Raw genomic sequence first — 19,181 nt, forward strand, 5'->3', positions numbered from 1 at the left:
GCCCCGGCTCCGCGTACGCACGCGGAGCCGGGGCCGGAAGCCGTGCCAGGGCCCTAGGACAGGCACCAGGAGACGTCGGCGACCTCCAGCTCCGCCGTGCCGTCCGTGTAGAGCATGAACGGCACGGCGACGTACCTCAGGTCCGTGCCGACCGCGGCCAGTTCGGTCAGCGGGACGGAGACGGTGGTCCAGGCCTCCGCCCCGGCCGCGCGCAGCCGGTCCGTCAGGTCGACGCCGGGCTGGGCCGGGAAGTCGTCGTGGCAGGCCAGGTAGAGCGGGGCGGAGGGTTGCCGGAGCACGCGCACGGCGAACCGCACGTGCGCCCCGCGTTCCAGGTACCCGCGCAGGTCGGCGGGGAGCCCGGACGGGGACTCGGCGTAGACGAAGGCCGGGTTGCCCTTGAAGCGCAGCCGCAGGGCCGTGCCGTCCGGGGTGGGGAACGGCGTCGCCTGGACGATCAGGCAGTCCATCGGCTTGTCGAGGCCGACGTCCTCCCGGGACCAGGTGTTGTGCCCGCCGACCCGCAGGCGGTAGGGGGTGCCCTCGGCGTCGAGGACGCGCAGGGGGCCGCTCACCCGCGGTGCAGGGGGCGCGGCGGCCGGGACGTGCAGCGGCAGCGGCTCGCCGGGCGGCGCCGGGTCGTGCAGGGACAGGCCGTGGCCCAGCGGGAACAGCGGGGTGCGGCCGCCCTCCGGCGGGGTCTCCTCCTTCGGCACGCGGTAGTCCGGCAGGTGCGCGGGGAGGGCGTTGACGGCGCTGGCGTCGCGCGTCCTCGGCCAGGAGGACGGCAGCCGGCCCTGGAAGTCGTGGGAGGGCGCACCGTCCTCCGCGGCGAACAACACGTCCGTCACCCCCTGGGCGTACGGGCCCGGCAGCCAGGCGACCACGAAGGCGTCCGAGAGGTTGATCTCCTCGGTGCAGTACAGCGGACGGCCGGTGAACAGCACGGTGACCGTGGGCACGCCCGCCGCGCGCAGCCGGCGGAGCAGCTCCAGGTCCCGTGCGTAGCTCTGCTTGAGGTCGGCGTAGCCGATCGAGCGCCACGGCTTGACGGTGCCGCGCATCTCCGCGTAGGCGTCCTCGCCGATGCAGACGATCGCGACGTCGTGCTCCTCCGGATCGGTGAGGGCCGGGGCCGGGTCCACCGTGCAGGCAGCCGGGCCGACGACCGCGCGGACGGCGTCGGCCATGGTGGTGCCGCCGGGCAGGTCGGGGCGGTCCAGGTCGTCGCCCTGCCAGGTGAGCGTCCAGCCGCCGCACTGCTTGCCCAGGTCGTCGGCCGCGCTGCCGGTGACGAGCACCCGGCCGGCCCGGGGCAGCGGCAGCAGCCCCGGGGTGTGCTTGAGCAGCACCAGGGACTTCCTGGCCGCCTCGCGGGCCAGCGCCCGGTGGTCCGGCGAGCCGATCACCACCGGGGCGCCCGGGCGGGTCAGTGACCGCTCGGCGGGCCGGGGCTTGTCCCACAGGCCGGCGCGCAGCTTGACCCGCAGGACGCGGGAGACCGCGTCGTCGATCCGCTCCTGCGGGATCACACCGGCCCGGACCTGTGCCACGGTCGTGCGGTGGACGCTCTGCCAGGCCTCACGGCCCGCCACCATGAGCACGTCGAGGCCCGCGTTGATCGCGTACCCGGCGTCCCCGGCCGAGCAGCGCGAGACCTCGGCGTGCGCGTCCCAGTCGCTGATCACGATGCCGTCGAAGCCCAGGGCGTCCTTGAGCACGTCGGTGACCAGGTACCGGCTGCCGTGCACCTTGTGGTTGTAGGGCTCGCCGCCGTCCGGGGTGTGGTCGTAGTTGGCCGGGGCCTCCCAGCTGCTGAAGGAGACCATCACGCTCTGCGCCCCGGCCCGGATGCCGGCCAGGAACCCCTGGGCGTGGATGTCCCGCAGGACCTGCTCCGAGCAGTGCGCGGTGCCGCGGTCGCGGCCGTCCGCCGTGCCGCCGTCGGCGATCCAGTGCTTGAGCGTGGCCAGCACCCGGTGGTCGGTGCGGAGCGCGGCGGCGTCGCCCTGCAGTCCCTCGACCATGGCCCGGCCGTAGGCGTGGCCGAGCGCAGGGTCCTCGCCGTAGCCCTCGTAGTAGCGGCCCCAGCGGCGGTCGCGCGGATTGGTCACGGTGGGGGCGAAGATCCAGTCCATCCCGGTGGCGGCGACCTCGCGGGCCGTGGCGGTGCCGATCCGGCGGATCAGGTCCGGGTCACCCGCCGCACCGAGGCCGATGTTGTGCGGGAAGACGGTGGCGCCGTGGACGTTGTTGTGGCCGTGGACGGCGTCGGTGGCCCACATGAACGGGATCCGGAACGGCCGGTCCTGCCAGGCCTGCTCCGCGGCTGTCCAGAAGTGGTCCACCAGGTCGACCCAGTCCCGGACGGTGGCGTGCCGACGGCCGTGCGGCCAGATCCCGGCTCCGTTGAGGGCTGAGCCGATCTTGTACTCGCGGATGTCCTCGGCGGTGAGCTGGGCGAGTTCGGGCTGGACCAGTTGTCCGACCTTCTCCTCCAAGGTCAACTGGGCGACCATCGACATGATCTGGTGCTCGATCACCGGATCGGGCGCGATGGCGGACGTCAGGCGGGGCCAGGCCGGCAGCGGTGCGAGTGCCGGGAGCGGGCTCCGTCCGCCGGGCGGTACCGTCCCCGGCGTGCTCTCTGGCATCGTTTCTGGCACGGTGTCACTCCGTTTCCGGCCGGGCGGGTGCCGGCGCGCTGATCCAGAACTCCTCGGTACGGGCCGCCAGTACGCGCTCCTGGAACGGCTCCGGGACGACCGGCCGGGTCTGCCCCGGGGCGAACAGTTCGACCTGGGTGCGGTGTTCGCGGAGGGCGGCCCGCTTGATCGGCAGTTGCTCGGTGATGTCGACGGCGACCAGTTGCTCGGGCGCGCCGCTGCCGCCGGACGCCGGGTTCCGGTTGACGAAGGCGAACTCCTGCTCCGTCCGCTCGTCCCAGACCACGTAGCGGTAGACGGTCGGCGAGAGTTCGCGTTCGGCCAGGCAGCCGAGCACGGTCTCGCCGGTCAGCCGGTGGTCGGCGTTGAGTTCCCGCACCTCGTGCGGGAGGTAGACCTCGGCTGCCCCCGGATGGGTGTCGAGCACCTCCAGGACCTTGCTGCGGAACGCCGTCAGGTGGTCGGCGAGCCGGGTGTCCGGGAAGTCGAGGAACCGTACGGCGTCCTCCGGCAGGCCCAGTGCCCGGGCAGCCGCCCGGGCCTCCCGGCGGCGGATCTCGCGCAGCTCGGCCGGGGTGGGGTCGGTGTGGATGCCGAGCACCGCGGAGTGCGACATGGCGCCGTCCGTGGCGAAGACCACGTGCACCCGGGTGCCCCCGGCGACCAGCCGGGCGATGGTGCCGCCGCAGGCGATCACCTCGTCGTCGGGGTGCGGCGCGAAGACCAGTGCGGCGCCCTCGGAGCGCTTGGCGCGCAGGTGCCATTCGGTCCAGGCGCCCAGGAGTGGCGGGGTCATCTGCTGCTCCCCTCGGCGGCGGCCTGATCGATCGCGCGGGTGACCGTCCCGAAGCGGTCGGTCACCGCTCCGTCGGCGAGCCCGCGGGAGCGCAGGAGGTCCTCGATCTCCTCGAAGTGGTTGCCGGGCACGAGTCTGGCCACCGGGGTGTCGAACTTCTCGGCGAAGTAGCGGTAGTTGGCGGCCGCCGAGGCCATGTTGGACTGGTAGCTCTTGGGGTGGGGCACGTGCAGCGAGGCGGCGTCACGGCGCAGGACGAACCGGGCGCCGGCGCTGTGCAGGCGGTAGCCGAGGTCGACGTCCTCGGCTCCCCAGGAGCGGTACGCCTCGTCGAAGCCGCCGACCCGACGCAGTTGGGCCGTGTTCGCGGACACGTGGCACGTCCACCACATGAGCCAGGGCGCGGTGAGCGCGCCGAGCTCCTCGCCGTAGCGCTCGTAGTAGCTCTCCCGGAGGTCCGGCCACCGCCGCTGCTCGGTGAACCGGCGGAGGGAGGCGTCCGGGTCGGTGAAGTCGATCTCCCGGAGGATCTGCTCGCCGTCCTCGTTGCCCTCGTTGAAGCAGTGGACGTAGCCCATGACGGCGACCGGGTGCTCGGACCCGCCGTGGGCGGCGAGGTGCGCGGCGAGCGCACCGGAGTGCAGCAGGACGCCGGAGTCGACGAAGACGCAGACCTTGCCGCGGGCGTGGTGGATGCCGACGTTGCGGGCCGTGGCCACCCGGTAGCCCTGGTCCTCCTGGAAGAAGTAGCGCAGGTCGAGCCGGTCGTGCTGGTCGGCGACGACCTCGGCGGTGTCGTCGGCGGAGCCGTCGTCGACGACGATCACCTCGAAGGTCCCGCCCGGGGCGAGGCGTTGGCGGGCCAGTGAGTCCAGGGTGTGCCGCAGTAGTTCGGAGCGGTTGTAGGTGGGCACGATCACCGTGCAGTCGGGCGGCGCGGTCATCGGACGCTCCCTTCGGTGGGTTCGGAGCTGCCCGGGCTCCCGGGCAGGAGGATCAGCAGCCCGGCGAGGGCGGTGAGGCCGGCGCACACCCAGAAGACCTGTCCGTAGCCGGTCCAGGTCGCGACCGTGCCGACCACCAGGCCGCCGAGGAACATGCCGGTCTTGAACGCGCTGGCGTAGAGCGAGGAGGCGGTGCCGGGGCGCCCGGGCAGGGAGTCCTGGAGCATCACGACGGGGATGTTCATCACCACCGCCGTCCAGAAGGCGTTGGGCAGTTGGAGGAGCAGGAGCAGGGTGCGGCCGTGCACCAGCGGCAGGACCGCGAAGAAGAGCGTGGCGCAGAGCGTGGCCAGGAGCAGCAGCCTGTTCTTGCCGATCCGGTCGGCCCAGACCCCGACCCCGATCATCAGCGGGATCTCCAGCACCGCGCCCAGCCCGAGCAGCAGGCCGGCGAAGGCGGTGCTCTGGTGGAGTTCGACGGTGATGCGCAGGGAGAGGTCGATCTGGTACATCATGTTGGCGCCCAGCAGCAGGACGATCGCCGCGAGCAGCAGGCCGGAGCGCGGACTGAGTCCGGCGAGGAGCCCGCGCAGCCCGGGAGCGGTGTCGGCGGACCGGTCGTCCGCCGCCGGGCGGGGGAGCGCGGGCAGGCCCCAGCGGCAGATCGCCGCGGCGAGCAGGGACAGGCCGGCCGCGCTCGCGTAGAGCACCGTGAAGGACCACTGGGCGACCAGCCAGAAGGCGACCGGCGGGCCGACCACCCAGGCCAGCGAGGTGATCGAGCGCTGGAAGCCGTTGAAGAACGGTGCGTCGACCTGTCGTTCCTCGGCCAACTCCCTGGTGTAGGCGAAGAGTTGTCCGAAGCAGGCACCGCCGAGGCCGAAGCACACCAGGCCGGCCGGCAGCAGCAGGTAGTAGTCGCGAAGGACGGAGTAGCAGAGCGCCCCGGCCGCGTTGCACAGCGCCGTCAGCACGAGCACCGTACGGCGGTCGCGCAGCCGGTCGGAGACGACGCCCATGGCCAGGTCGGTGCCGATCTCCCCGATCGACCGGACGGCGAAGAACAGGCCGATCATCAGCGGGGTCGCCTGGACGGCGTCCGCCAGGAAGAGGCTGACGGTGGGGATCACGAAGGCGCCGGCCAGCCCGACCACGCCGTTGGCGGCGATCAGGCTCTGCACCGACCGGTCGGTGAGCAGGTGCCATCGGCCGACAGCCCGGGCCGGGGCGACGGGTGCGGAGCTCCCGACGGATTCCTGGGTCACGGCGTCGCCCCCTTCGGCCCGCTCTCCCGTTGCCGGTACGGCAGCCAGGGGGCCAGCTCGCGGCCGGCCGGGACGCGGGCGGCGGCGGCCAGGTCGTCCCGGTCGATCTCGGCCTCGGCGAGCAGGCGTGCGCGGACGTGCGCCGGCAGGGCCGCCAGGATGCGGTGCCGCAGGCCGGCGAGGTCGAGCCGGCCGTCGAGCTCGGCCGGGAGCGCGGTCGCTCGGCCGGGCCCCAGATTGGCGGGGTCCACCTGGCTGGAGACCACCGTCCAGTACGCGGCGAAGTCGACGGCCGGGTCCGGCAGGCTTCCGCTGAGCAGACCCAGTCGGACGGTCTCCAGCCAGCAGTCGAGGTAGCGGCGGTCCTCCAGCGCGCCCATGTGGCGCTCGCACCAGTCGGCGCGGGCGCGGGCGTCGGGCAGCGTCGCCTTTCCGGTCAGGACGGAGACGACCCAGCCGGCCACCGCCTCGAAGTACGGGCAGGCCGTGCCGAAGGCCTCGGTGTCCACCGGCGTGTTGACCACGGCCAGGGTCGGGTCGTGGCGCCAGAAGTGGTGCTCGTAGAGGTCCTGGCGGCGCAGCCCCTCGATGAAGCCGTAGTCGGGCATCTGGTAGCCGAGGCACAGCACCACGGCGTCGTAGTCGCGGCGGGAGCCGTCCGTGAACTCCACCGTGCCGTCCTCGGCGAAGCGCTCGAAGGCCGGCACCGGGTGCACGTCGCCGGCGTGGACCCGGGGGACGATCCGGTCGTTGACGTGCACCGCGCCGTGGAAGCCCGCCTCCGGCAGCAGACCGGTGGCCCGGTACATCGCCATGTACTCGGGGAGGAGCTCGGCCAGCCAGTCGAGGTAGACGGGGTACGGCAGTTCCTCGACGGCGACGCGGCCCGCGTACGAGAAGAGCGCGTCGTTGTAGGCGCCGCCGATCATGCGGGGCAGGAAGAGCTGGCGGCGGCGCACCGACCAGTCGACGTGCGCGGCGGCGGTGCCGAGGTCGGCGGCGATGTCCGCGCCGCTCACGCCGCCGCCGACCACCAGCACCCGCCGGCCGGCGAAGCCCGCCGAGCCGGGGTACTCGGCCGCGGTGAGCACCTGGACGGGCGCTCCGGGGGCCGGCAGACGGTCCGGCAGCCGGGGGTGCCAGAGTTCGCCGTTGGCGACCAGGACGGCGTCGGCCCGCTCGGTGTGCTGCCGGCCGTCCGTCGTCCGGGTGGTGACCTGCCAGGAGCCTTCCGCCTTGACGACCTTGACGACCTCGCTGCCGAAGGTGACGGCGTCGAGCAGGCCGAACCGGGCGGCGTACGAGCGCAGGTACTCCTGGACTTCGTGCTGCGCCGGGAAGGCGCCGGCGAAGCCGGGCGGGTGGTCGCTGAACGGCATGCTCATGCGTGAGCTCTGCATGCGCACTCCCGGGTAGGCGCCGCCGCCCGAGGGGTTCCAGATGCCGCCGAGATCCTCGCGCTTCTCGTGGCAGCTGACGTCGAGGCCGGCGGCGCGGGCCTGCCGTATGCAGGTGAGCCCTGCGGGACCGGCTCCGATCACGACTGTTCTCATCGCGTCTCCAGTCTCATGGGTGTCGATGGCCAGCGGAGTTGACGTCCCATCAGATGAAAGGGTCGAAGTCGTCGCACATCTCGCGCTCCGCTCCGCTCGCCAGGGCGGCGATCTCCTGGTTGGAGCCGTGCCGCGCGCAGACGAACCTGCAGTCCTGGCCGGGGTCGATGACGCCGGTGTCGGCGGCGGCCCACATCTCGGCGAAGGTCTGCTGACTGATGTCGCCGATCCGGCCCTTGGGGTTGCCCCGGTGGTACGGGCAGACGAAGACGCCGGTCGGGGTGACGGTGGTGCGCAGTTCGGCGATCGAGCACCGGTGGTAGTCCTTCTCCTGGACGGTGTCCGATCTACGGCGCACGGCCTGCCAGTTGGAGGAGTGCAGGATGTGGAAGCCGTCGTCCTCCAGCTCGCGCAGCCGGGCGATCTGCTCCTCGACGAGCGCGATGGACTCGGGGCTCTGGTTGACGGTGTAGTGGTCCTCGTCGAGCATGGCCTTGACCTCGAAGTAGTCGCAGCCGATCTCCTTGGCGAGCACGCCGGCCTGGTAGACCTCGGCGTAGTTGGAGTCGGTGACCTTGCCGTCCTGGTCGAAGCGCTGCATCAGCAGGAACGAGTAGCCGAGCCGGCCGGTCTTGCGGGCGGCCAGCGCCCGCATGTTCTCGATGACTTGGGGGAACGCGCTGTGCTTGCCCCGGCTGGGGCGGAAGGCGGAGTAGGTCTCGGCGGTGCCGGCGTCGATCGACACCCGCACCCAGGAGAGCATGTCGGCGAGTTGGCCGAGGTAGCGGTGGATCTGGGTGCCGTTGGTCACCAGGCCGAGCTTGATGCCCGCCTCGTGGAGCACCTCGATCACCCGACCGACGGAGCGGTGCAGCAGCGGCTCGCCGCCGCCGATCAGGATCACGGCGAGGACCTTGGAGTCCGCGAGTTCGTGGGCGAGTTGCACGACTCGGTCCTGGCCGATCTGCCCGTGGTGCAGCACTTGGGAGGAGATGCACTCCGGGCAGGCCAGGTCGCAGACGGTGGTCGGGTCGAGGTCGACCACGAGGGGGGAGGCCAGTCGCCGTCCCTGCGCGACGTCGATGACGGCGGGGAGGACGGATCGTTGGTGGAGCTTGCCGACGAGGTCGAGATTGCGCTCGACGAAGCGGGTGCCGACGGTGTCGCCCAGCTGGGTGCGTGGCTCGTCCATAGGGATTCATCTCCTGTCCAGAGCCGATTGGGAGCGCTCCCACTCCGAGGTGTGAGGATGCCGTGTGGAAACTGGAAGCGCGTCCGGTGAAGCTAGCCCGGCCCGGGGTGCCGAGTCAACGAATCTGGCCGTGAGCATTCCGCATGCTGGACTCGGTGCGGGAACCCAGAAGTTTCCGAAACATCGTCGAAACATTCAACCGCGTATTGACGCGTCCCATACACGGCGAGTTACCTAGCGGCGGGAGCGCAATCCACTGCTGCGAGGCTCCCGCCCCCCCGAACCGACGGCCCCACCACCGTCCTCACCCGTGCGGCAAGGTCCGCTGGCTACGCGGGTGTTCACACCCCACCCCCCACGGAGCGACCCCGGAGGTCGACCATGCCTCTTCGCAGGATCCTGATCGGAATGCACCGCGCCTGGACAGCCGCCCTGGTCCTGGCGCTGGTGCTCGCGACCGGCGCGCTGGCCGTGGCCACCCCGGCCGCGGCGGCCGACGGCACTCTGAGGGCGGCCGCGGAAGCGAAGGGCCGCTACTTCGGCACCGCGATCGAGCGCGGCGACCTCAACGTCCCCGGCGAGGTCGCCGTCGCCGGAGCGCAGTTCGACATGCTCACCCCGGCCAACGAGATGAAGTGGGACACCGTCGAACCGTCCCGCGGCTCGTTCAACTTCGGGCCGGGCGACCAGCTCGTGCAGTTCGCCCGGTCGAAGGGCATGCGGGTGCGCGGCCACAACCTGGTGTGGCAGAACCAGCTCCCGGCCTGGGTCTCGAACCTGCCGCAGAACCAGGTGCGCTCCGCGATGGAGTCCCACATCGCCGGCGAGGTCGGCCACTACAAGGGCCAGCTCTACGCCTGGGACGTCGTCAACGAGCCCTTCAACGAGGACGGTTCCTTCGTCCAGCACGCGTTCTACCGGGCGATGGGCAGCGACTACTTCGCCTACGCGCTGCGTGCCGCGCACGCCGCCGACCCGGGCGCCAAGCTCTACATCAACGACTACAACATCGAGGGCGTCAACGCGAAGAGCGACGCCCTCTACCGCCTGGCGCAGTCGCTGCTCGCCCAGGGGGTGCCGCTGGGCGGCATCGGGCTGGAGAGCCACTTCATCCTCGGCCAGGTGCCCTCCTCCCTCCAGGCCAACATCCAGCGGTTCGCCGACCTGGGCCTGGACGTGGCCGTCACCGAGCTCGACGACCGGATCCAGCTCCCGGCCTCCAGCGCGGCCCTGCAGCAGCAGGGCAACGACTACGCCGCAGTGGTGCGGGCCTGCCTGGCCGTCTCCCGCTGTGTGGGCGTGAGCCAGTGGGGCGTGGACGACGCCCATTCCTGGATCCCCGGCACCTTCCCCGGGACAGGCGCGGCCACCATGTACGACGGCAACGACCAGCCCAAGCCGGCCTTCTACTCGGCGCTCTCCGCGCTCGGTGGTTCGGGCACCCCCACGCCCGGCGGCGGTGGCACCGGCACCACGGGCGCCCTGCGGGCGACCGGCGCCGGCAAGTGCCTCGACGTGCCGAACAGCTCCACCACGTTGGGCACCCAGGTGCAGATCTACAGCTGCTGGGGCGGGAGCAACCAGGTCTGGACCCACACCTCGGACAACCAGCTCAGCGTCTACGACGGCACCAGCCGGCTGTGCCTGGACGCCTCCGGGCAGGGTACGGCCAACGGCACCAAGGCGGTCCTCTGGACGTGCAACGGCCAGGCCAACCAGCAGTGGCGCCTCAACACCGACGGCACCGTCACCGGCGTCCAGTCCGGCCTCTGCCTGGACGTGACCGGCGCCTCCACCGCCGACGGCGCCCTGGTCCAGCTGTGGAGCTGCAGCGGCGGCAGCAACCAGAAGTGGACCCTCGGCTGACGACACGGAAGGCATGACAGCACGGTCGTCGTGCGGCCGGACGGCACCGGGTCTCCCGGGCCGTCCGGCCGTGCCGTCGTCCTCAGGGTTCTCGGGGTTCGCTCGCAGCCCGGAGCCAGCGCTCGACCTGGCGGGTCGAGCGCAGCCGCACCACCCGGGCCGGGCGGCACTCCGGTCGGCTCAGCAGCTCCGGAACCGCGACCCGGAATTGGCCGGGGGCGCGCCACGCCGAGCCGAGCAGGCCGTCCCGCCAGACCGCGCGCAGCGACTGGTGGCACCCCGGGAGCACCTCCTCGCCGCGCAGCAGCTGACGCGCCGTCCGGCGGACCACCCGGGCGAACGACACTCGGCGCGGCAGGTCCAGCCACACCAGCACCTCCGCCCGGGGCCAGAGCACGTCCGCGACCTGCGGCAGGTAGCTGCCCGCCACCACCCACCGCCCGCCCGCAGCCAGGCGGCCGACCTCGGCCCGGAACTCCGCCGTCGGCCGGCGGCTCCACCCGGGCCCCCAGAACAGCGGATCGAGGTCGGTCAGCCGGGCCCCGGCCCGGGCGGCCAACTCCCCGGCCAGCGTGGTCTTGCCCGCACCGGCCGCTCCCACCACCACGGTTCGCCCTGCCATGCGGCCACCCTGCCGAGCTGCCCCCGGCCGCGCAATCGCTTTCCGCCGCGAGGCCGTCCTCTGCCGCGCGACCGTGCCTCGCCCACCGCGCGACCGTGCCTCGCCCGCCGGGCGGACGGGCACGTGGCCGCCTTCCGCCCGGTCCGCCCGACGCCCCCTCAGCCGGGCACCTCCGCTTCGCCACCGGCCGCGCGTGGCGGCGCAGTGCTGCTGCGCTCGACCAGCCGGGTGGCCAGGTCCACCCGGAGCGTGCCGGGCCGCACCCCCCGGGCCAGGTCGATCACCAGGCGGGTCGCCGTCTCGGCCATCTCGGTCAGCGGCTGGCGCACGGTGGTCAGCGGCGGGCCGACCCAGCGGGCCAGCGGGAGGTCGTCGAAGCCGACCACGCTGAGGTCCTCCGGGATGCGCAGCCCCAGTTCGCGGGCGGCCTCGTACAGGCCGAGCGCCTGGAGGTCGTTCCCGGCGAACACGGCGGTGGGCCGGTCCGGCAGGCGCAGCAGTTCGAGGCCGAGCCGGCGCCCGGACTCGTGGTGGAAGTCGCCCTCGCGGACCAGCGCCGGGTCGTACGGGAGGCCGGCCATGTCGAGCGCCGCCCGGTAGCCGTCGGCGCGGGCCCGGCTGCACATCATCCGGGCGGGGCCGCCGATCAGGCCGATCCGGCGGTGGCCGAGGTCGAGCAGGTGCCGGGTGGCGGCGAGGCCGCCGTCCCAGTTGGTGGTGCCGACGGCGGGCACCTCCTGGCCGGGGTCGCCGGCCGGGTCCAGCACCACGAAGGGGATGTCCCGGCGGGCGAGTTGCTCGCGCAGCGCGCGGTCCAGGTCGGAGAGCACCAGTACCACGCCGGTGGGCCGCCTGGCGAGCACCCCGTCCACCCAGGACTGCCCGGGGCCGTGCCGTTCGGCGGACTCGGAGAGCACTATGCTCAGGCCCTCCTCGCGGACGGCGTTCTCGACGCCGCGGATCACCTCCACCGCCCAGGCGCTCTCCAGTTCGTGGAAGACCAGTTCCAGCAGCGGGCTGGTCTGGCGGTTGCCGCGGCGCCGCCGGTAGCCGTACTGCTGGAGCAGTGCCTCCACCCGCTCCCGGGTGGCCGGGGCGACATCGGCGCGTCCGTTCAGGACTTTCGAAACAGTCGGGGCGGAGACCCCGGCCTCCTGGGCGATCTCGGCGAGCGTGGCCGCTCTGTTCACGGGTTCCTCCTGCACCGCCCCTTGCTGGGCGAACTCCGTCGTGGATGGCTGTCCGGCACGGTCCCGGGCGGTCCGCACCGCAGGGGATGCTAGCCCGCCGGTGGACCGGAACCGATCCTGTCAGCACTCTTGACGAGCGGTCAGGTCGGATCTAGGTTTCCCACAACATTCGGCAACTTGCTCGAAACATTCGAAACTGAGGGCAGGATATGCGATCCAAACTCGCCGCGGTCACCGCGGTCACCGCACTCGTCCTGGGTACGTCCGCGGCCTGCGGCTCCGGGAGCTCCTCCTCCGACTCCGGGGACGGCACGATCCACGTGCTGGTCTACGGGGACGCCGGCAACAAGGTCGAGAAGCAGATCATCGAGACCTTCAACAAGACCTCCAAGGTCAAGGCGGTGCTCGACACCGTCCCCGGTGCGGACTACCAGCAGAAGCTCCAGACCGTGATCAACAGCTCGCGGGCCCCGGACGTGTTCTTCAACTGGGGCGGCGGTTCCATCCAGCCGTTCGTCAAGGCGGACCTGCTGCTCCCGCTGGACGACTTCATCGCCAAGGACCCGGGCCTCAAGGACAACTTCCTGCCCTCGGTCTTCAACTCGGCGGTGATCGACGGCAAGGCGTACGGGGTGCCGATGCGCGGTACCCAGCCGGTGCTGCTGTTCCACAACAAGAAGGTGCTCGCCGACGCGGGCATCACCCCGCCGAAGACCTGGGACGAGCTGGTGGCCGCCACCAAGGCCCTGAAGGCCAAGGGCGTCACCCCGATCTCGCTCGGCGGCGGCGACCAGTGGCCCACCATGATGTGGTTCGAGTACCTCTACGACCGGATCGCCGGCCCCGGCCTGTTCCAGAAGGCCCTCGGCGGCGACAAGGAGGCCTGGGCGAGCGAGGACAGCCGCAAGGCGTTGGACACCCTCAAGCAGCTGGTCGACTCCGGGGCCTTCGGGACCAACTACGACTCCGTCAAGTTCACCGACGGCGGCTCCCCGGCCCTGGTCGCCAAGGGCAAGGCCGGCTTCGAGCTGATGGGCTCCTGGTACTACTCCACCCAGCAGGACGCCAACCCGGACTTCGCCAAGTCCGGCCTCGGCTACACCGGCTTCCCGTCCCTGAGCGGCGGCAAGGGCGACCCGGCCGACGTCGTCGGCAACACCAACAACTTCTACTCCGTGCTGAAGAAGACCAAGCACCCGGAGGCCGCCGCGGCCTTCCTCAAGCTGATGTACTCCGAGGAGTTCGTGAAGGCCCAGCTGGCGATCGGCAACCTGCCGACCACCACCAACACCCTCGACCACCTCGACCTCTCCGCCAGCCCCGCCTACTCCAAGGACCAGTACCAGCTGGTCAAGGCCGCGCCCTCGTTCCAGCTCTCCTGGGACCAGGCCTACCCGCCGAGCGCGATGACCCCGATGCACACCGCCGTCCAGCAGTTCTTCGACGGCAGGCTCGACGCCGACGGCTTCATCAAGGCCATGCAGGCCTTGCCGACCTCATGACCAGCCTGGCGACGAGCCGGGTGACACGCCGTACGGCCCGCCGTACGAAGCCCGGCGCGGGGGCGACCCGCCCGGGCTTCGTCTGGGCCCTCCCGGCGGCCGTGTTCTTCCTGTTGTTCGCGCTCACACCGCTGCTGCTGGTCGTCGTGCTCTCCTTCACCAGCTGGGACGGCATCGGCGAACCGCGCTTCAACGGCCTGGAGAACTGGACGGCCCTGATCGACGACCCGGTGATGCTCGAGTCCATCTGGACCACCCTGCTGCTCACCGTCCTCGGGGTGGTGACCCAGACGCCGGTCAGCATCCTGCTCGGCGTCTGGGCCGCCGGCAAGCAGCGCAACCGGGCCGTGCTCTCGGCGATCTACTTCGTGCCGCTGCTGCTCTCGGCGACCGCCGTCTCGGTGGTGTGGCGGGCCGTGCTCGATCCCAACTTCGGCGTACCGGCCGAGCTCACCTGGCTGTTCGGCGACGGCAACCTGCTCGGCACCAAGGGCGGGGCGATCGGCGTGCTGACCTTCGTCGGCGTTTGGCAGTTCACCCCGCTGCACGCGCTGATCTACCAGGGCGGGGCCCGGGCGATCCCCCAGGTGCTCTACCAGGCCGCGGCGGTCGACGGCGCGGGCCGGGTGCGGCAGTTCTTCCACATCACCCTGCCGCAGCTGCGCAACACCGTCATCACCTCGATGATCCTCATGGTGGTCGGAGGCCTGACCACCTTCGACACGGTGCTGATCCTCACCCAGGGCGGCCCCGGCAACGACACCACCGTGACGGCCTACTACATGTACCAGAAGGCCTTCAAGGGCTTCGACTTCGGCGTCGGCTCGGCGATCGCGCTGGTCCTGGTGGTGGTCGCCACCCTGATCTCGCTGGTGGTGGTCCGGGTCTCCGGCTACGACAAGATGCGCGGCACGACGGAGGGCCTGTGATGCGCCGACGCCCCAACGTCCTCGCCGGGTTCGGCTCGCTGGTCTGGCTGGTGCTGGTCGGCCTGCCGCTTTACGTGCTGCTGATCGCCACCTTCCGCACCCGCGCCGACTACTCCACCGAGGGCCCGCTCGGTCTGCCCGCCGAGTGGACGGTGCAGAACTACCTGACCGACCTCTCCAGCGGCTTCGGCCAGGACTTCCTCAACACCCTGACCGTCACGGTCGGCGTGGTCGCCATCGTCCTGCTGGTCGTCCCGCCGCTCGCCTACGCCATCGTCCGCGCCCGCGGCCGGGCGACCGGCTGGGTGTTCCGGCTGTTCCTGCTGGGCCTGGCGATCCCCGCCCAGGCGGTGATCGTGCCGATGTTCTACGTCATCAGCAAGACCGGCCTGTACGACCACCTGATCGGCGTCATCCTGCCGACCGCGGCCTTCTGCCTGCCGGTCTGCACCCTGGTGCTGACCGGCGCGATGCGTGACATCGGCCCCGAGCTGTACGAGGCGATGGCGATGGACGGCGCCTCCCCGGCCCGGGTGTTCCGGCAGCTGGTGCTCCCGATGTCCAAGGGCGGACTGGCCTCGATCACGGTCTTCGCCGCCCTCCAGGCCTGGAACGGCTTTCTCTTCCCGCTGATCCTCACCCAGTCCGAATCCACCAAGGTCGTCACCCTCGGCCTGTACGAGTTCCAGACCGAGCACGGCGTGGACGTCCCCGGACTGCTCAGCGCCGTCGTGCTGTCCATGCTCCCCGTCCTCGTCGTCTACCTGTTCGCCCGCCGCGCCCTGGTCCAGGGCCTGACGGGGGTCGGAGGAAAATGAACGACCACCGCAAGCCCGCGCCCGAGCTCGGGCTCCCGACCGAGTCGGCGTCCGCGTCCGAGGCCGCGTGGCACGACCCCACGCTCACCCCCGAGGCCCGGGCCGACGCCCTGATCGCCGCGATGACCCTGCGGGAGAAGACCGCCCAACTGGTCGGGGTCTGGGTCGGCGCCGACCCGGACGGCGAGGAAGTCGCCCCGCACCAGCACGAGATGACGCCGCAGCCCGACCTCGGCTCCCTGCTGCCCTTCGGGCTCGGCCAGCTGACCCGGCCGTTCGGCACCACCCCGGTCGACCCGGCGCTCGGCGCCCTCTCGCTGCTGCGCACCCAGCAGCGGATCGTCGCCGCCAACCGCTTCGGCATCCCGGCCCTCGCGCACGAGGAGTGCCTGGCCGGCCTCGCCGCCTGGGGGGCCACGGCTTACCCCGTCCCGCTCTCCTGGGGCGCCGCCTTCGACCCGGAGCTGGTCCGGCGGATGGCCGCCGCGATCGGCCGCGACATGCGTTCCGTCGGCGTGCACCAGGGGCTGGCCCCGGTGCTCGACGTGGTCCGCGACGCCCGCTGGGGCCGGGTCGAGGAGACCATCGGCGAGGACCCGTACCTGGTCGGCTCCATCGCCACCGCGTACGTCCAGGGCCTGGAGTCGGCCGGGGTCGTCGCCACCCTCAAGCACTTCGCGGGCTACTCCGCCTCCCGCGCCGGACGCAACCTCGCCCCCGTCTCGATGGGCCCGCGCGAGCGCGCCGACGTCATCCTGCCGCCCTTCGAGATGACCGTCCGGGAGGGCCGGCCCCGCTCGATCATGCCCGCCTACACCGACACCGACGGCCTTCCCTCCACCGCTGACCAGGCCCTGCTGACCGAACTCCTCCGGGACACCTGGGGATTCACCGGCACGGTGGTCGCCGACTACTTCGCCGTCGCCTTCCTCGCCACCCTGCACGGCGTGGCCGAGGACCGCTCCGACGCCGCCGGGCTCGCCCTGGCCGGGGGAGTCGACGTCGAACTGCCGACCGTCGACGCCTACGGACAGCCGCTGTTCGACGCCGTCGTGGCGGGCAGCGTCCCGGAGCGGCTGATCGACCGGGCGCTGCGCCGGGTCCTCGTCCAGAAGGCCGAACTCGGGCTGCTGGACGCTGACTGGAACCCCGTCCCGGCCGCCCTCGCCGACGCGGACCCGGGCGACCCGGCGGCGCTGCGCGGCCTGGTCGACCTGGACCGCCCCGCCAACCGCGCCCTCGCCGCCGAGCTCGCCGAGCAGGCCGTGGTGCTGCTGCGCAACGACGGCCTGCTGCCGTTGCGCGGCCCCGCCCGGATCGCGCTGATCGGCCCGAACGCCGAGGAGCCCACCGCGGTGCTCGGCTGCTACTCCTTCCCGGTGCACGTCGGCAGCCAGCACCCCGGGACGCCGCTCGGCATCGAACTCCCCACCCTGCGCGAGGCGTTGGCGGCCGAGTTCGAGGGCGCCGAGCTGCGCACGGTGCTCGGCGTGACGGTCGACGGCGAGGAGACCGCCGGCCTCGCCGAGGCGGTCGAGGCCGCCCGGTGGGCCGATGTGGTGGTGCTCGCCCTCGGCGACCGGGCCGGACTGTTCGGGCGCGGCACCAGCGGCGAGGGCTGCGACGTCGAGTCGCTCGAACTGCCCGGCAAGCAGCGGGAGTTGCTGGAGGCGGTGCTGGACGTCGGGACGCCCGCGGTGGTCACCCTGCTGGCCGGGCGGCCGTACGCGCTGGGCCGCGCCGTCACCGAGGCGGCCGGGATCGTCCAGTGCTTCTTCCCCGGAGAGGCCGGGACGAAGGCGCTCGCCGGGGTGCTGAGCGGCCGGGTCAACCCGTCCGGGCGGCTGCCCGTCTCCGTCCCCGCCCACCCCGGGGTCCAGCCCTCCACCTACCTGGCCGCCCGGCTGGCCCAGGCCGGCGGGGTCTCCAGCACCGACCCGACTCCGGCCTTCGGCTTCGGCCACGGGCTCGGCTACAGCGAGTTCAGCTGGTCCGCCCTCGCGGTGGCGACCGCCGAGACGGGCACCGACGGCGCGTTCCGGCTGGCCTTCGAGCTGCACAACACCGGCACCCGGGCGGGCACCGAGGTGGTGCAGCTCTACCTCCACGACCCGGTGGCCTCCGTCGTCCAGCCGGTGCAGCGGCTGATCGGCTACCGCCGGATCCCGCTGGACGCCGGCGCGGGCTGCCGGGTGGAGCTGACCGTCCCCGCCGACCTGGCCTCCTTCACCGGCCGCGACGGCCGGCGGATCGTCGAAGCCGGCGCCCTGGAACTGCGGATCTCCGCCTCCAGCACCGACCACCGGCTCACCGCGCCGCTGCGGCTCACCGGCCCGGTCCGCCCGGTCGACCACACCCGGCGGCTGCACCCGACCCTCACCGTCCACGCGCTCGCGCCGACCGGCGCGCCGTAACGGCGGATGCCGTACGGCCGGTCCCGCACCCTGGCGGGGCCGGCCGTACGGCGTTGTTTCAGCTGCGCAGGGTCCAGTGCTGGTTGCCCGCGCCCGAGCAGGCCCAGAGCTGGATCTTCGTCCCGTTCGCCGTGCCCGTGCCGGAAGCGTCCAGGCACAGACCCGACTGCACCCCGGTGATGGTGCCGTCGGAGCCGAGGTTCCACTGCTGGTCGGCCCCGCCGGTGCAGTCCGCGATCACCGCCGCTGCGCCGTTGCCGGTGCCCGCGGCGGCCAGGCACTTGGTGCCGTAGACCGTGAGCTGCTTGCCCGCCGTGGAGGTCCACCGCTGGTTGGTGCCGCCGTTGCAGTCCCACAGCTGGGCCTGGGTACCGTTGGCGGTGGAGGACTGGTTGATGTCCACGCAGCGGCCCGAGGCCTGGCCCACGATCTGCTGGCTGCCGCCGGACGGCGGAGCGGGGGTGGAGGAGCCGAACTGGCCGAAGAACTTCCACACCTCGCCGGACGTCCAGGTCCGCCAGCCGTCGCAGGTGCAGCCGTCGATCGGGCCCGGGTCGTGGCCCGCCCCGTCGAACGCGGCCCAGACCACCGGATACCCGGACTTGCACCCCGAGTAGGCGGTGACGACGTGCGTCAGGCTGCCGTACGCCGGCTCGGGCGGATTCTGCGCGTTGCAGCCGTTGTTCCGGACGAACTGGTCGCGCAGGGCCCGCCCGCCGTCGATGCCCAGGACGTTGTCCCGGAGGCCGTGCAGCCCCATGTAGGCGATCGGCTGGCTCCCGCCGTTGCAGCCGCTGAGGTTCGCGCCCGAGTAGACCGCGACCGCGCGGAAGACCGTCGGCCGGGCACAGGCGATCGCGTAGCTCATCGCGCCGCCGTAGCTGAAACCCCCGGCGAAGAGCTGGGTCTGGTCGATGCACAGGCCGGCTTCGAGCTGGCGGACCATGTCGTCGACGAAGGCGAGGTCCTGCCCGTCGGGGTTGGCCCAGCCGTCGCCGTTGCCCTGGGGCGCGACGAAGACGGTGCCGTTGCCGGCGGCGTCCGCCAGCTTCCGCAGGCCGTAGTAGGACCAGTTGTAGCCGTCGGTGCCGCCGGAGTCGACCTGGTCGGCGGTGCCGCCCCGCCAGTGGAATCCGAAGACCAGCCGGTAGGGGTGGTTGCGGTCGTACCCGGCAGGGACCCGCAGGATGTACGTGCGGTTCTGGCCGCCGCTGTTGATCGTGTGGGTGCCGCTCGCCAGCGGTGCGCTGCCGCAACCGGCCGTGCCCGCGGCGGCCGTGACCGGGGAGGCGGCCGTGGCGGTGCCCGGAACCAGGCCGAACACGGCCACGACGAAGGCCACCAGGGCCACCAGGGGCGCGAACGGGGATCTGCGTGACATGTGCTCTCCTTCACGCTGCGCTGCGGCAGCGGGTCTGACCGGC

At 72.3% G+C, this 19,181-nt stretch carries 14 protein-coding genes; 5 read left to right on the forward strand and 9 right to left on the reverse strand.

Going from position 1 to position 19,181, the window contains the following annotated elements; genetic code table 11:
- Nucleotides 1-53 precede the first annotated feature (53 nt).
- Genes ACZ7BZ_RS27535 through ACZ7BZ_RS27560 form a run of 6 tightly spaced genes read right to left on the reverse strand, consistent with a single transcriptional unit; the run spans nt 54 to nt 8,416 of the window.
- Complete coding sequence (locus tag ACZ7BZ_RS27535) at nt 54-2,654, reverse strand: glycoside hydrolase family 3 protein (protein ID WP_470360676.1); 2,601 nt, start codon at nt 2,652-2,654, stop codon at nt 54-56.
- A gap of 16 nt (nt 2,655-2,670) precedes the next feature.
- Entirely contained in the window at nt 2,671-3,462 is a 792-nt protein-coding gene (locus tag ACZ7BZ_RS27540; RefSeq protein WP_470360677.1) for a PIG-L deacetylase family protein, read from the reverse strand.
- Nucleotides 3,459-4,406, reverse strand: coding sequence for a glycosyltransferase (locus ACZ7BZ_RS27545; protein WP_470360678.1), 948 nt, complete (start codon nt 4,404-4,406; stop codon nt 3,459-3,461). Before ACZ7BZ_RS27545 ends, ACZ7BZ_RS27540 begins: the two co-directional genes overlap by 4 nt.
- On the reverse strand, nt 4,403-5,671 hold the full coding sequence (locus tag ACZ7BZ_RS27550) for a sugar efflux transporter (protein ID WP_470360679.1): 1,269 nt from the start codon (nt 5,669-5,671) through the stop codon (nt 4,403-4,405). The genes ACZ7BZ_RS27545 and ACZ7BZ_RS27550 overlap by 4 nt, the downstream gene beginning before the upstream one ends.
- Nucleotides 5,668-7,224 carry a flavin-containing monooxygenase gene (locus ACZ7BZ_RS27555; protein ID WP_470360680.1) on the reverse strand — a complete coding sequence of 519 codons (1,557 nt, stop codon included), beginning with the start codon at nt 7,222-7,224 and terminating at the stop codon, nt 5,668-5,670. Before ACZ7BZ_RS27555 ends, ACZ7BZ_RS27550 begins: the two co-directional genes overlap by 4 nt.
- Before the next feature lie 49 nt (nt 7,225-7,273).
- Nucleotides 7,274-8,416, reverse strand: a complete 1,143-nt coding sequence (locus tag ACZ7BZ_RS27560; protein WP_470360681.1) for a radical SAM protein — start codon at nt 8,414-8,416, stop codon at nt 7,274-7,276.
- A gap of 381 nt (nt 8,417-8,797) precedes the next feature.
- Here ACZ7BZ_RS27560 and ACZ7BZ_RS27565 point away from each other — a divergent pair, with 381 nt between their 5' ends.
- Entirely contained in the window at nt 8,798-10,282 is a 1,485-nt protein-coding gene (locus ACZ7BZ_RS27565) for an endo-1,4-beta-xylanase (protein ID WP_470360682.1), read from the forward strand.
- A gap of 82 nt (nt 10,283-10,364) precedes the next feature.
- On the opposite strand, the gene ACZ7BZ_RS27570 is transcribed toward ACZ7BZ_RS27565, so the two are convergent.
- Together ACZ7BZ_RS27570 and ACZ7BZ_RS27575 are read right to left on the reverse strand one after the other, a co-directional pair.
- On the reverse strand, nt 10,365-10,904 hold the full coding sequence (locus ACZ7BZ_RS27570) for a P-loop NTPase family protein (RefSeq protein ID WP_470360683.1): 540 nt from the start codon (nt 10,902-10,904) through the stop codon (nt 10,365-10,367).
- 158 nt (nt 10,905-11,062) lie between these two features.
- A complete protein-coding gene (locus ACZ7BZ_RS27575) occupies nt 11,063-12,094 on the reverse strand; it encodes a LacI family DNA-binding transcriptional regulator (protein ID WP_470360684.1) in 1,032 nt (343 codons plus the stop codon).
- 209 nt (nt 12,095-12,303) lie between these two features.
- Between ACZ7BZ_RS27575 and ACZ7BZ_RS27580 the strand changes: the two genes are divergently transcribed.
- Genes ACZ7BZ_RS27580 through ACZ7BZ_RS27595 form a run of 4 tightly spaced genes read left to right on the forward strand, consistent with a single transcriptional unit; the run spans nt 12,304 to nt 17,757 of the window.
- Entirely contained in the window at nt 12,304-13,596 is a 1,293-nt protein-coding gene (locus ACZ7BZ_RS27580; protein ID WP_470360685.1) for an ABC transporter substrate-binding protein, read from the forward strand.
- Complete coding sequence (locus ACZ7BZ_RS27585; protein WP_470360686.1) at nt 13,593-14,525, forward strand: carbohydrate ABC transporter permease; 933 nt, start codon at nt 13,593-13,595, stop codon at nt 14,523-14,525. The genes ACZ7BZ_RS27580 and ACZ7BZ_RS27585 overlap by 4 nt, the downstream gene beginning before the upstream one ends.
- Nucleotides 14,525-15,343, forward strand: coding sequence for a carbohydrate ABC transporter permease (locus tag ACZ7BZ_RS27590; RefSeq protein ID WP_470360687.1), 819 nt, complete (start codon nt 14,525-14,527; stop codon nt 15,341-15,343). Before ACZ7BZ_RS27585 ends, ACZ7BZ_RS27590 begins: the two co-directional genes overlap by 1 nt.
- The gene (locus ACZ7BZ_RS27595) at nt 15,340-17,757 is read left to right on the forward strand and encodes a beta-xylosidase/alpha-l-arabinosidase (protein WP_470360688.1); all 2,418 of its coding nucleotides are present in this window, start codon (nt 15,340-15,342) and stop codon (nt 17,755-17,757) included. Before ACZ7BZ_RS27590 ends, ACZ7BZ_RS27595 begins: the two co-directional genes overlap by 4 nt.
- A 58-nt stretch (nt 17,758-17,815) precedes the next feature.
- On the opposite strand, the gene ACZ7BZ_RS27600 is transcribed toward ACZ7BZ_RS27595, so the two are convergent.
- Nucleotides 17,816-19,138 (reverse strand): ricin-type beta-trefoil lectin domain protein, encoded by a 1,323-nt coding sequence (locus tag ACZ7BZ_RS27600; RefSeq protein ID WP_470360689.1) that lies wholly within the window; start codon nt 19,136-19,138, stop codon nt 17,816-17,818.
- Between the last annotated feature and the right edge of the window lie 43 nt (nt 19,139-19,181).

The sequence above is a fragment of the Kitasatospora sp. NPDC036934 genome (genome assembly GCF_055608425.1).

What these genes read in the sequence shown, in the direction of transcription:
- ACZ7BZ_RS27535 (WP_470360676.1), bottom strand. Translation starts at nt 2,654, where the DNA reads ATGCCAGAGAGCACGCCGGGGACGGTACCGCCCGGCGGACGGAGCCCG.
- ACZ7BZ_RS27540 (WP_470360677.1), bottom strand. Translation starts at nt 3,462, where the DNA reads ATGACCCCGCCACTCCTGGGCGCCTGGACCGAATGGCACCTGCGCGCC.
- ACZ7BZ_RS27545 (WP_470360678.1), bottom strand. Translation starts at nt 4,406, where the DNA reads ATGACCGCGCCGCCCGACTGCACGGTGATCGTGCCCACCTACAACCGC.
- ACZ7BZ_RS27555 (WP_470360680.1), bottom strand. Translation starts at nt 7,224, where the DNA reads ATGAGAACAGTCGTGATCGGAGCCGGTCCCGCAGGGCTCACCTGCATA.
- ACZ7BZ_RS27560 (WP_470360681.1), bottom strand. Translation starts at nt 8,416, where the DNA reads ATGGACGAGCCACGCACCCAGCTGGGCGACACCGTCGGCACCCGCTTC.
- ACZ7BZ_RS27565 (WP_470360682.1), top strand. Translation starts at nt 8,798, where the DNA reads ATGCCTCTTCGCAGGATCCTGATCGGAATGCACCGCGCCTGGACAGCC.
- ACZ7BZ_RS27570 (WP_470360683.1), bottom strand. Translation starts at nt 10,904, where the DNA reads ATGGCAGGGCGAACCGTGGTGGTGGGAGCGGCCGGTGCGGGCAAGACC.
- ACZ7BZ_RS27580 (WP_470360685.1), top strand. Translation starts at nt 12,304, where the DNA reads ATGCGATCCAAACTCGCCGCGGTCACCGCGGTCACCGCACTCGTCCTG.
- ACZ7BZ_RS27585 (WP_470360686.1), top strand. Translation starts at nt 13,593, where the DNA reads ATGACCAGCCTGGCGACGAGCCGGGTGACACGCCGTACGGCCCGCCGT.
- ACZ7BZ_RS27590 (WP_470360687.1), top strand. Translation starts at nt 14,525, where the DNA reads ATGCGCCGACGCCCCAACGTCCTCGCCGGGTTCGGCTCGCTGGTCTGG.
- ACZ7BZ_RS27595 (WP_470360688.1), top strand. Translation starts at nt 15,340, where the DNA reads ATGAACGACCACCGCAAGCCCGCGCCCGAGCTCGGGCTCCCGACCGAG.
- ACZ7BZ_RS27600 (WP_470360689.1), bottom strand. Translation starts at nt 19,138, where the DNA reads ATGTCACGCAGATCCCCGTTCGCGCCCCTGGTGGCCCTGGTGGCCTTC.